The following is a 12,132-nucleotide window of genomic DNA, read 5'->3' as shown; positions in this document are numbered from 1 at the left end:
GTGTGAGCGACCACACCGTCCGGCGGCCCGCGTTCGTGCTGCACGAGCACCACAAGCCGCGGCACCACTTCGACCCGCGGCTCGAGGAGGGTGGCGTGCTGCGCTCCTGGGCGCTGCCCAAGGGGGTGCCGACCAGCCCGAGCCAGGACCGGCTCGCCGTCGCGGTCGGCGACCACGACCTGGACCACCTCGCCTACGAGGACGCCGACAAGTCGGTGGCCGACACGGGCTGGTGGCAGGACGAGGACCGCACCGAGCGGCGGATGCTGTTCGTGCTGCACGGCCGCGAGGGCGCGGTCCGCTACGCGCTGATCGACACCGGCCGGGACTGGCTGCTGCACCGGACCAAGGACCAGCCGCCGGAGTGAGGGGCCCCGGAGTGGCTACGCTCACACGCGACCCTCCGAGCGAAAGGGGCCCCCAGCGATGCCCACACCGATGGACCCCACGTCCGCGGGCTTCCTGTTCGCCGAGAACCGCAGCCAGCCCATGCACGTCGGGGGGCTCCAGCTGTTCCGCAAGCCCGAGGGTGCCGGGCGCACGTTCGTCAAGGACATGTTCGACGACATGCTCACCCACGACGACCCGGCGCCGCTGTTCCGCAAGCGGCCGCACCGGTCGGTCGCGACGGCCGGGCAGTGGTTCTGGACCGACGACGAAAAGTTCGACATCGAGTACCACGTCCGGCACAGCGCGCTGCCCAAGCCCGGCCGGATCCGTGAGCTGCTCGAGCTGTGCGGCCGGCTGCACAGCACCCGGCTGGCTCTCGAGCGCCCGTTGTGGGAGGTGCACGTCATCGAGGGACTGCGCGACGGCCGGGTCGGGGTCTACAGCAAGATGCACCACGCCCTGATCGACGGCGTGTCCTCGATGCGGCTCATGCAGAGCGTGCTGTCCGCCGACCCCGACGAGCGGGGCATGGCGCCGACCTGGTCCGCCGAGCACGCCCGCCGCCGGCCGCGGAGCGAGCCGGAGCAGTCCGGCCCCGGGTCGGCCGTCCCGCTCGGTGCGCTGCGGGCGGCGCTGGCGATCAGCTCCGAGGCGGCCGGGCTGCCCGGTGCCCTGGTCCGCACCCTGTCGCGGGGCGTGCGCAACGAGACCTCGGCGGTGTCGCTCTACGCCCCCCGCACGATCATCAACAAGCGGATCACCGGCTCGCGCCGGTTCGCCGCCGAGGACTGGCCGCTGGAGCGGCTGCGGGCGATCGGCCGCGCCACGGGTACGACGCTCAACGACGTCGTGCTGGCGATGTGCAGCGGCGCCATGCGCACCTACCTCGACGAGCTCGACGCGCTGCCGGACACCTCCCTGGTGGCGATGGTGCCGGTCGCGCTCAAGGCCAAGGGACCGCAGGGCGCCTCCGCGTCGGGCGGCAACTCGGTGGGCTCGGTGATGGTCCGGCTGGGCACCGACCAGGCGGACCCCGCCGACCGCCTGCAGTCGGTCCACGACTCGATGGTCTCGGGCAAGGAGGCGCTCGGTGCGATGACGCCGGCGCAGATCCTGGCGATGAGCGCGCTCGGCCTGGCCCCCGCGGTCCTCGGCCCGATGCTCAAGATGGACGGGGTCGCCCGGCCGCCGTTCAACCTGATCATCTCCAACGTCCCCGGCCCTGAGGAGCCGTTGCACTCCAACGGCGCCCGGCTCGAGGGCATGTACCCGCTCTCGATCCCGATCCACGGGATGGGTCTGAACATCACCTGCACGTCCTACGCCGGGAACCTGGGCTTCGGGCTGACCGGCTGCCGTCGCACGGTGCCGCGCCTGCAGCGGCTGCTCACCCACCTCGACGACGAGGTCGTCGCGCTGGAGGGGGCCGCGGGCGTCTAGACGAGGCCCTCGCGGTGCCCGGCGAACGACCGCGGCGCCCGGCCGGTGCACGCCTGCTCGACCATCTCGACCTCGGCCCAGTCCCGCCACTCCTGGACCGCTGCCGGGGCGGGCATCGTCATCAGCAGGCCCTGCTCGGCCATCGCCTCGGCGCGCAGCAGGGCCCGGCGCAGCACCGCGACCCGCCGGGGCAGCTCCACGGGGTTGCTCGCGATCGCCACGTCGACGAGGGGGCGCCCGTCCCGGGCAGCCTGCTTCGCGAGCACCCGCGCGGCGTCCCACGACAGCGCGGACAGCAGCACGATCTCGACGACCTCCTCGGCCGACCGGGACGCCTCGGGGTCGGCGTGGCTGGCGCCGTACAGCCGCAGCTCGCGCGCGATGTCCGCGAGGTTGTCGTCGTGCGCGAGCAGCAGGCCGGGCGGGCAGCCGTCGAGCCGGATCACCACGGTGTCCACCTCGAGGCGTGGGTCCGGTCGTCCCCACCCGGACAGCAGCGGCTGCGAGGAGACGGCGCCCTGGTCACCATCCGGGCGGCCGCCGGTCGCGAAGTCGGCCCACACCCGGGTGCCGCCCGGCAGGTCGTCGATGCCCCAGCTGCTGGCCAGCGAGGAGACGATGAACAGCCCCCGCCCGGTCATCGACTCCAGGTCGAGGTCGCCGGTGACGTCGGGGTGGTGGCCGACGTCGGCGCGCAGCGCGATCGACTCCGCGGACATGTCACCGGTGTCCACGACCGCGACCCGGACGGCGTACGGGTCCGAGCGCAGCTCGACGTCGAAGAAGTTGCTGCGGCTGTGCAGCGTCGCGTTGGTGGCGAGCTCGGTCACCGACAGGCTGACGTCGTCGATCAGGTCGAGACAGCCCCAGGTGGTGAGCGCGTCGTCGACGAACCGTCGCACGGCCGGCACGCTCTGGGGCTGGGCGACCATGCGCACCCGGCTCTCCGCGACCTGTCCACGACCAGACTGCACGCTGTGATCATCGGCGACGTTCGTATCCTGAGCAGGACGCGCCGGGAGTCGCTCAGGCGACGACGGCCTCGGACTCCTCGATCGCGGCGTTCCACTCCCGCTTCGAGGCGCGCCATCCCTCGTCGTCGACGCCGAGCCGCCAGTAGCCGGAGATGGAGAGCCGGTCGAGGCCGAGCGCCCGGTCCACCCGCAGGTAGCGCCGCAGCTCCTTGACCGCCGCGGCCTCGCCGTGCACGAACGCGTGCACGTCGTCCCCGGCCCAGGCGACGTCCCGCACCGCCTCGACCAGCCGGGTGCCGGGGCGGGCGTCGCCCTGGTGCACCCAGGTCACCGCGACCCCGTCCGGGCCGGCCAGCACGACCTCGTCGTCCGCGTCGTGCACCTCGACGACGGCGTGGCCGCGGGCGTCCCTCGGGAGCCGCTCGAGCGCGACCGCGATCGCCGGCAGGGCGCTGGCGTCCCCGGCGAGCAGGTGCCAGCCCGCGTCCGGGTCGGGGGCGTAGCCGCCGCCGGGCCCCATGAACGCGATCTCGTCGCCGGGACGGGCGGCCGCCGCCCACGGTCCGGCCAGCCCCTCGTCGCCGTGCACGACGAAGTCGAGGGTGAGCTCGCGGGCGGCTGCGTCGTACGCCCGGACGGTGTAGGACCGAAGCCGCGGCGCCTGCTCGGCCGGTCCGGCGTCGCGGATCCCGTCGACGTCGACCCGGCCGTCCTCGGTGCGGAGCAGCGGCCGCGGCACGTCCGGGTGCACGAACAGCACCTTGACGTAGGAGTCGGTGCTCTCCGAGGGCGTGAAGCCCACCAGGCCGGGACCGCCCACGACCAGGCGGACGAGCGAGCCGGACAACCGCTCGGTGCGCAGCACGGTGGCGGCGAAGGCGGTGCGGCGGCGGCGGGGCTCGGGCATGGGACTCCTCGGCGGGACGGCGGGTTAGGCAAGCCTAAGTCACACGGTCAAGGCCGGTCCCTGCGCGCCGGGCTTGACGAGCGGCCCCGGAGGCGAGAGCGTCCGGGCATGGCCCCCCACGACCTGGACCGTGCCCGGCTCGTCGCGCTGCTCGACGTCGAGCGGGCGACGTACACCCGCACGCACCCGCGCTCCGCCGAGCAGTACGCCCGCGCCGACCACCTGTTCGGCCGGGTGCCGATGACCTGGATGAACATGTGGAGCGGCGGCTTCCCGCTCTACCTGGACCGGGCGCGGGGCAACCGGGTGGTCGACGTGGACGGCCAGGAGTACGTCGACTTCGCGATGGGCGACACCGGCGCGATGGCCGGGCACAGCCCGGGGGCGACCGTCGAGGCGGTCACCGCGCGGATGCGGGACCTCGGCGGGATCACCACGATGCTGCCGACCGCCGACGCCGAGTGGGTCGGCGCCGAGCTGGCCCGCCGCTTCGGGCTGCCGCTGTGGTCGTTCACGCTCACCGCGACCGACGCGAACCGGTGGGCGATCCGCATCGCCCGGCTGGTCACCGGGAGGCCGAAGATCCTGACCTTCGCCTACTGCTACCACGGCTCGGTCGACGAGGCGTTCGCCGTCCCGGGCCCGGCGGGGCAGGCGGTCGCCCGGGAGGGCCTGGTGGGTGCACCCGTCGCGCTGTCCGAGACGACGCGGGTCGCGGAGTTCAACGACCTCGCCGGCGTCGAGGAGCAGCTGCGGGCGGGCGACGTGGCCGCGATCCTCACCGAGCCGGCGCTGACCAACATCGGCATCGTGCTGCCCGAGCCCGGGTTCCTGTCGGGCCTGCGCGAGCTGGCGACGCGGTACGGCGCCCTGCTGATGATCGACGAGACGCACACGTTCTCGGCCGGTCCGGGTGGCGCGACCGCGCTGTGGGACCTGCAGCCGGACCTGTTCGTGATCGGCAAGAGCATCGGCGGCGGGATCCCCAGCGGCGCCTACGGCCTGACCCGCGAGGTCGCGGCGGCCGCCATGTCCCGCGACGACGCGGACCTCGTCGACGTCGGCGGGGTCGGCGGGACGCTGGCCGGCAGCGCACTTTCGGTCACCGCCATGCGGGCCACCCTCGAGCACGTGCTCACCGAGACCGCCTTCGAGCGGATGGTCGCGCTGGCCGGCGACTTCACCGCCGGCGTCCAGGCCACCCTCGACCGCACCGGCGTCCCGTGGACGGTGCAGCAGCTCGGGGCCCGGGCGGAGTACCGGTTCGCCGCCCCCGCCCCGCGCACCGGCAGCGACTCCGCGGCGGCGGCCGACGACGAGCTCGACGAGTACCTCCACCTGTTCATGGCCAACCGGGGCGTGCTGATCACGCCGTTCCACAACATGGCCCTGATGTGTCCCGACACGTCGGCGGCCGACGTCGCGCTGCACACCCGGCTGTTCGAGGAGGCTGTCACGGCGCTCACGAGGCCGAGAACCTGACACACTCTCAGCCGTGACCCCCTCCTCGTCCTGGCCGCGCCCCAGCAACGAGGAGCAGCGGCTCGCGGTGCTGCACGGGCTCGACGTCCTCGACCGTCCCCAGGACGCCGAGCTCGACGGGCTGACCCGCCTCGCGTCGTACATCTGCGGGACCCCGACCGCCGTGCTGAACCTCATCGACCGGGACCGGCAGTGGCAGGCCTCGACGTACGGCGCCGAGCCCACCGAGGTGCACCGCGACGAGTCGATGTGCGGCTACAGCATCCTGTCGCGGGACGTCACCTACACGCCGGACGCGTCGTTGGACGCGGTCTTCGCCGACAACCCGCACGTCACCGGCGAGCTGGCGAACATCCGGCTGTACGTCGCCGCGCCGCTGATCGTCGGGGACGACCAGGTCGTCGGGACGCTGTGCGCGTTCGCCCCCGAGGCCTCGCAGCTGACCCGGCTGCAGATCGAGCGGCTGCGCGACCTGGCCGCGGCGACCGTGCGCCTGCTGGAGCTGCGACGGGCCGCCGGAGCGCTGGCGCACGCCGCGACCCGGGACCCGCTGACCGGGCTGCCGAACCGGTCGCTGTTCCTGGAGTCCCTGGACCGGGCCTTCGCCCGGATGGACCGCTCGATCACCGCGCCGGGCGTGCTGTTCGTGGACCTCGACGGGTTCAAGCAGGTCAACGACACGCTCGGCCACGCCGCCGGGGACGCCCTGCTCCGCAAGGTGACCGACCGGCTGCTCGGCTCCGTGCGGGCCACCGACCTCGTGGCGCGGCTCGGCGGCGACGAGTTCGTGGTGCTCGTGGAGGACGGGATCGGCGACGAGGACGGGCTCACCGAGGTGGCCGACCGGGTGCGCGCGGCGCTGAACGGCCCCGTGGAGCTGCCGGACGGCCGGGTGGTCCGGCTCGGCGCCTCGGTGGGGACCTCCCGCGGCCTCGGGCCGGCCGACTCCCCCGCCGCCCTGCTCGACCGTGCCGACGCCGCGATGTACGACGAGAAGGCGGCGCGCCGCTCCTCCTGAACCGCGTGGGGGCCCGACCGGGCTACCAGGAGCAGGTCGTGTCCGGGCCGGAGAGCAGCGAGCGCGCGTCGAAGCGGGCCAGCATCGGCACGAGCGGGCGCCCGTCGCGCTGGTAGCTCCGGGCGCCGGACTCCAGGACCGCCCACACCCGGCCCCGGCCGTCGAACTCCAGGTCCTCGGCCCCGGGCGCGAACGCCACCCGCCGGCCTCCCGGGGTCACGAGCATGCCGCACGTCGAGGTCGAGGACGTCGACCACACTCCCCCGGGCCCGCGCGTGGTGCCCTGCACCCGACGGACCGCCGAGGTGGTCCGCGTCGCCCCGGCCTGGTCGGCACGCGTCGGGCGCCCGGCGACCAGCGTGGTGACGCCGTCCGCCAGCAGGTCGTCGAAGGAGTACCACCGGGTGCGGCCGGCGTGCCGGTCGGAGAACGACACCAGCGCGATCTCCGCGCGCGAGCCGTCGACGAAGGCCGAGCCGCGGACCGGGCGCTCGGTGCGCCACACGCGCAGCACCTCGTGCCCGGTGCCGACCCGCGCCGGGTCGACCAGCCACAGCCGGTCCGCCTCCGCCAGCCAGAGTCCGTGCCGGTCCGACGACAGCGCGCCGCCGTGCCGGCAGAACGTCGCGCCACGGTCCCCCACGGACCCGGTGAGCCGGTCGGCGGACGCGAGCAGCCGCCCTGTGAGCAGGTCGACGTGCAGCAGCCGGCAGGGGCGGTCGCCGTACGACTTCCGCCAGCGGTAGCCGCTCACCCACGCCGTCCGACCGTCCAGCGCCAGCCCCTGCGGCACCAGCCAGCGGTCCGCCGTCGGCAGCCAGAGTCCTCGGCACAGCGCCTGGTCGTTGGGGAACGCCGCGAGCGGCGCGGAGACGTACGACGGCACCGGCCCGCGCACGTCGTCGAAGTGCAGTGCGGGGCACGAGGAGGGCGGCGGCTCGTCCGACCGGGAGGACGCCGAGCAGGACACCAGGAGCAGCAGTGCGCCGAGCAGCGCGACGACACGGTGACCCGGCATCCGGTCATGGTGCCAGGTCGGGCGGCCGGCGTCGGTCAGGTGTAGAGGCAGAAGGGGTGGCCGGCAGGGTCGAGAAGCACCCGCACGTCCTCCTGTGGCTGGTGCTCGGGCAGCTCTGCCCCCAAGGCCAGCGCCCTGGCGACCGCCTCGTCGAGGTCCGTGACCTCGAAGTCCAGGTGCAGCATCATCTGCTGGTGTCCGGGCGTTGCGGGCCACACCGGGCGCACGTAGTCCGGGTTGTGCTGGATGGTCAGGTAGGCCACGCCCTCGCCGAGGTCCAGGGCCGAGCCCTCGGCGTCCTGCTTCCAGACCGGCCAGCCGCGCAGCTCGGAGTAGAAGCGCGTGAGCACGGCCACGTCCGGGGCGTCCAGCACGACGCCCCACCAGTCCGACCGCGACCAGCGGTCGCCCGGGTCACGCGACGGCGTTCTCTCCTGCACGCGACGATGCTAGCCAGCGCGTCCCGGGCACGTCGCGGACGCGTCTCAGCGCTGGACGACGAACCGGAAGGTGAACGCGGTGCCCTTCGCGTTGCGTGCGTGCAGGTGCAGCACGCCGCGGGCGCGGGAGTAGCTCCCGGTCCCGCCGGTGATCGCGAGCACCGAGTCCCGGGTGTCGTAGAACGGCCCCTCGACGACCAGCGCCCCCTTGGCGAGGCTGGTCGTGTAGGAGCACTCCCAGGCCTTGCCGACGACCGTGCGGACACAGGACCCCTGGTCCCGGCCCACCTGGTGGGTGTTGGTCCGGTCGTACACCGGGTTGCCGAAGGCCAGCAGGTCGCCGAGGCTGTCGCCCGTCGGCCCCTGGTCGACCACCGTGTCGCTGACGGCACGCTCGACGACGACGATCTGCGAGGCCGCCCGGCCGGCCTGCGTCCGTGCGGCGGGTGAGTCGGGCTGGGCCTGGGCCGCACCGACGGTGACCCCGGCCGCGGTGACGACGACCACCGCGGTGCTGGCGAGTAGGGCTCTGCTGCGCATCTCACTCTCCCGGACGTCCACGGGCGCGCGGCCTTCCGCGCCCGGCCTCGGCCCCCTCGCACACCGGCGGCGGCTCCGCCGGAGCACTGGCTCCACGCTAGACCCGGTCGCGGGGGCCGGACAGGTCCACAAGCCGGCGTGAACAGGGCCTTTCCCCGCCAACGGCACGAGCCGTCCGCCGCCGGTAGGTCCAGCCGTCGAAGGTCTTGAGCCGGTGGTGTCGTCGACACAGGCACGCCCGCCGCGCCGCCACTGTCGCCGGGTCGGCGCCTGCTGCGCCGCCACCGTCGCCGGGTCAGCGCGGTCAGGCCAGGGGGTCGGCGGCGGCGAACAGGACCCGGAGCCGGCCCTCGGGCAGCTGCACGTGGTAGCTGGTGCGGCCGCGCTTGACCACCCGCCCGACGCGGCCGTGCAGCGGCCCGGGGACCAGCAGCCGCACCGGCTGCCCGACGCCGGCCAGCCGCATCCGCCGGCCGGCACGCAGCCCCTCGAGCTCGTGGAGGTAGTTCGGGTGCATCACGGCGGGCCGCCCGTGCAGCGTCCACTTGAGCAGGTGGTCGGCGGAGAACGTGCGGCTGCACCGCGCGCAGGACTGCACGCGCTCGGGGCGCCGGTGCCGCTCGGTGGTGTGCCCGGCCGGGCAGACGCCCAGCCAGGGAGCGGTCACCGTCGGGGCGTCGGACGGGATGCAGCGGCGGCCGTTGCCACCGATCGCGCGGCACTGGGAGACCCACACCGCGTCGTGGCCGTGCCGCGGTCCGGCGAGCGCGTGCGCGACCTCGTGCAGGACGGTCTCGCGCACCTCCTCGGGCGCGTGCAGCCGGGTGAGCGGCGCCGAGAGCCCGATCACCCGGACGTCGTACCGGCAGATGCCGGCGCGTCGCTTGGCGCCGTCGAAGGCCAGCGTCCAGCCGTCGAGGCCGTGGCGCTGCAGCAGCTCGGTGCCCATCCGGTAGGCGTCGCCCAGGTCCATGCCCGGACCGTAACCAGACCCACCGACAGAGCCGCGACCGGGACGCGCACCGGTAGGGCAGACTCGGCGCAGGAGTCCCAGGAGGAGCGCGCGGATGCTGAAGATGACGTGGCGGAACCTGGTCGCGCGCAAGGTCCGCCTGGCCCTCAGTGCGACCGCGGTGGTGCTGGGCGTCGCGTTCGTCGCGGGGTCGTTCATCTTCACCGACGCGATGGGCGACGCCTTCGACGGGATCATCGAGGGCTCGACCGCGGACGTCGAGGTGGCCTTCAAGGGCGCCGGTGACTTCGGCTCGGAGCAGGACGCCCGCACGCTGCCGGTCTCGGTCGTCGACCGGCTCGACCAGCTGCCCGAGGTGGGGTCCGTGCACCCGAGCGTGCAGCTGGAGTCGGTCTACGTGATCGGCCGGAACAAGAAGGTCGTCGGCGGCAACGGCCCGCCCGGCCTGGCGTTCAACTACTCCGGGGCGACCAACCTGGCCGGCAGGCCGATCATCACGCTGAGCAGCGGCGCGCTCCCCTCGAAGGCCGGCCAGGTGGCGCTCGACGTCGACACCGCGCGCAAGGCCGGGTACGGCGTCGGGGACACCGTGACGCTCGTGACGCCGGGCGACCCGCCGACCCTGGAGGCCGAGGTCGTCGGCCTCGTGGAGTTCGGCTCCGGCGGCCTCAACGGCGCGACGCTGACGCTGTTCGACGTTGGTGCGATGCAGGACCTGTTCCTCGGCGGCAGGGACGTCTACTCGGCCGTGTCGCTCACCGCCGCACCCGGCGTGACCCAGACGCAGCTCGCGGCGGCCGCCCAGAGGGTGCTGCCCCCCGACGTGGTGGCGCGCACCGGGGACGCGGTCGTGAAGAAGAACAAGGCCACGCTCGACACGATCCTGGGCTTCCTGAACACCTTCCTGCTGGTCTTCGCCGGGGTCGCGCTCGTGGTCGGGATCTACCTGATCATCAACACCTTCTCGATCCTGGTCGCCCAGCGCAGCCGCGACCTCGCGCTGCTCCGGGCGCTGGGCGCGTCACGCCGGCAGGTGAACGTCTCGGTCCTCACCGAGGCGCTGGTGGTCGGGCTGTTCGGCTCGACCCTCGGGCTGGGCGCGGGGTACCTCCTCGCGCGCGGGCTGCAGCTGCTGTTCGGCGCGGTCGGCTTCGACCTCAGCCGCGCCACCTTCCCGGTCAACCTGCGCACGGTCGTGGCGTCGTACGGCGTCGGCGTGCTGGTCACGATGCTGGCGGCGTACCTGCCGGCCCGGCGCGCCTCCTCGATCCCGCCGGTCGCGGCGCTGCGCGACGACGTGGCCCTGCCGGAGGCGTCGCTGCGCCGCCGGGTGCTGGTCGGCTTCCTGCTGGTGCTGGTCGGCGTGGGCGGCATGGTGGCCGGCTTCTCGAGGAGCGGCAACCTGGGCCTCAGCCTGATCGGCGGCGGGATGCTCGCGATCCTGGTCGGCGTCTCCCTGCTCAGCCCCTGGGTGGGGCGCCCGCTGACCCGGCTGTTCGAGCTCGTCTACCGCCGGGCGTTCGGCACCGTCGGCACCCTGGCGGCGCAGAACTCGCTGCGCAACCCCCGGCGTACGGCGGCCACGGCCAGCGCGCTGATGATCGGGCTGACCCTCGTGGCCCTCATGTCGATCCTCGGGCAGTCCGCCACCGCCAGCACGGACGCCGCCGTGAAGCGCACGCTGACGTCACAGTTCGTGGTCTCCAACGTCGTCGGCACGCCGTTCTCCACCAGCGTCGCGCGCCAGATCCGCCGTGTCGACGGCGTGCGCGACGTCGCGGAGTTCCGCACCGCCGGCGCCGAGATCAAGGGCGACCGCGCGTTCGTCGGGGCGATCGACGCCCGGTCGCTGGGCCTCGCGCTCGCGCTGCCGGTCGAGCAGGGCTCGATGCTCGCCCTGCGTCCCGGCACCCTGGCGGTCAACGAGCAGTCCGCCCAGAGACGCGGCATCCGGCTCGGCGACGTCGTCCCCGTGAAGTTCCAGGCCGCGACGGTGCGGCTGAAGGTGGTGGCCACGTTCGGTGCGTCCGGGGTGCTGCCGACGAGCTACATCGTCACCCCCGACACCTTCGTGAAGGGCGGCCTCAAGCCGCTGGACTCGCTGCTGTTCGTCACCAAGGACGACTCGGCCGACGCCGACGCCGTACGTCGTCAGGTCGACAAGATCACCGCGGGCCTCCCCACCGTGACGGTCAAGGACCCCGGCCAGTACGCCGAGGAGCAGCGCCAGCAGGTCAACCTGTTCCTGGCCTTCATCTACGCCCTGCTCGGACTGGCCGTGGTCATCGCGGTGCTCGGCATCATCAACACCCTCGCGCTCTCGGTGATCGAACGGACCCGCGAGGTCGGCCTGCTCCGCGCGGTCGGCCTGTCCCGTCGCCAGCTGCGGCTGATGGTCCGGCTCGAGGCCGTGGTCGTCTCGGTGCTCGGGGCCGTGCTGGGCGTCACGATGGGCCTGGTGTTCGGGGTGGCGCTGCAGCGCGCGATCGCCGACCAGGGCATCGACGTCCTGTCGATCCCCTGGCTCCAGCTGGTGATCTTCGTCGCGCTCGCGGCGGTCGCCGGCGTGCTCGCCGCGGTGCTCCCCGCGCGGCGGGCGGCCCGCCTCGACGTCTTGACCGCCATCGGGGCGGACTAGGCCGTTTCGCGTTCGTTGCCCCTTTCGGGTTACGGTCTTCGGCGTCTTCCACTCCGCGGGGGCCACGTCATCACGTGTGCGGGGTTCCAAAGTCCTCACCGGGAGACGGTGGGGCGGTCCGGCCCACGCCGAGGTCCCACCAGGGCGCCGGACGACACGCGCGACACATCGCATTTCTGGTGGGGCACGGACGACCCAGCACGGCGGCGCGACCCGGTCACGGGTCGCGTCTTGGGGTGAAGCCACCGCACCAGGTGGCCGGGCAAGCTCTTCGGTCCCGAATCCGACAGGTCATCGTTCGCAGGCGTCGCC

General features: G+C 73.8%; 11 protein-coding genes. 5 read left to right on the top strand and 6 right to left on the bottom strand.

Going from position 1 to position 12,132, the window contains the following annotated elements; genetic code table 11:
* Positions 1-2: 2 nt before the first annotated feature.
* Entirely contained in the window at positions 3-368 is a 366-nt protein-coding gene (locus KRR39_RS05770; RefSeq protein WP_216941138.1) for a DNA polymerase ligase N-terminal domain-containing protein, read from the top strand.
* 58 nt (positions 369-426) lie between these two features.
* Positions 427-1,830: a WS/DGAT/MGAT family O-acyltransferase gene (locus KRR39_RS05765; protein WP_216941137.1), complete on the top strand. Its 1,404-nt coding sequence runs from the start codon at positions 427-429 to the stop codon at positions 1,828-1,830.
* On the opposite strand, the gene KRR39_RS05760 is transcribed toward KRR39_RS05765, so the two are convergent.
* Both KRR39_RS05760 and KRR39_RS05755 read right to left on the bottom strand, forming a co-directional pair.
* Positions 1,827-2,804, bottom strand: a complete 978-nt coding sequence (locus tag KRR39_RS05760; RefSeq protein ID WP_216941136.1) for an ATP-binding protein — start codon at positions 2,802-2,804, stop codon at positions 1,827-1,829. The two genes, KRR39_RS05765 and KRR39_RS05760, sit on opposite strands and share 4 nt — an antisense overlap.
* A gap of 52 nt (positions 2,805-2,856) precedes the next feature.
* On the bottom strand, positions 2,857-3,711 hold the full coding sequence (locus KRR39_RS05755) for a siderophore-interacting protein (RefSeq protein ID WP_216941135.1): 855 nt from the start codon (positions 3,709-3,711) through the stop codon (positions 2,857-2,859).
* A gap of 108 nt (positions 3,712-3,819) precedes the next feature.
* On the opposite strand from KRR39_RS05755, the gene KRR39_RS05750 reads away from it, so the two are divergent.
* Both KRR39_RS05750 and KRR39_RS05745 read left to right on the top strand, forming a co-directional pair.
* Entirely contained in the window at positions 3,820-5,193 is a 1,374-nt protein-coding gene (locus KRR39_RS05750; RefSeq protein WP_216941134.1) for a transaminase, read from the top strand.
* 13 nt (positions 5,194-5,206) lie between these two features.
* Positions 5,207-6,211, top strand: coding sequence for a sensor domain-containing diguanylate cyclase (locus KRR39_RS05745; protein ID WP_216941133.1), 1,005 nt, complete (start codon positions 5,207-5,209; stop codon positions 6,209-6,211).
* 22 nt (positions 6,212-6,233) lie between these two features.
* Here the strand turns inward: KRR39_RS05745 and KRR39_RS05740 are convergent, their stop codons facing one another.
* From KRR39_RS05740 to KRR39_RS05725, 4 genes are all read right to left on the bottom strand, one after another.
* Positions 6,234-7,229: a hypothetical protein gene (locus KRR39_RS05740; RefSeq protein WP_216941132.1), complete on the bottom strand. Its 996-nt coding sequence runs from the start codon at positions 7,227-7,229 to the stop codon at positions 6,234-6,236.
* A gap of 35 nt (positions 7,230-7,264) precedes the next feature.
* On the bottom strand, positions 7,265-7,669 hold the full coding sequence (locus KRR39_RS05735; protein WP_254185538.1) for a VOC family protein: 405 nt from the start codon (positions 7,667-7,669) through the stop codon (positions 7,265-7,267).
* A gap of 45 nt (positions 7,670-7,714) precedes the next feature.
* Positions 7,715-8,209: a dirigent protein gene (locus tag KRR39_RS05730; RefSeq protein ID WP_216941131.1), complete on the bottom strand. Its 495-nt coding sequence runs from the start codon at positions 8,207-8,209 to the stop codon at positions 7,715-7,717.
* Positions 8,210-8,513: 304 nt separating this feature from the next.
* Positions 8,514-9,182: a SprT-like domain-containing protein gene (locus tag KRR39_RS05725; protein WP_216941130.1), complete on the bottom strand. Its 669-nt coding sequence runs from the start codon at positions 9,180-9,182 to the stop codon at positions 8,514-8,516.
* 94 nt (positions 9,183-9,276) lie between these two features.
* On the opposite strand from KRR39_RS05725, the gene KRR39_RS05720 reads away from it, so the two are divergent.
* A complete protein-coding gene (locus tag KRR39_RS05720; RefSeq protein WP_216941129.1) occupies positions 9,277-11,820 on the top strand; it encodes an ABC transporter permease in 2,544 nt (847 codons plus the stop codon).
* The last annotated feature ends 312 nt before the right edge of the window (positions 11,821-12,132 follow it).

It is taken from the genome of Nocardioides panacis, assembly GCF_019039255.1.
Classification (GTDB): domain Bacteria; phylum Actinomycetota; class Actinomycetes; order Propionibacteriales; family Nocardioidaceae; genus Nocardioides_B; species Nocardioides_B panacis.
Note: the sequence above shows the minus strand (reverse complement) of the source record. Positions and strands in the feature narration are given on the sequence as shown.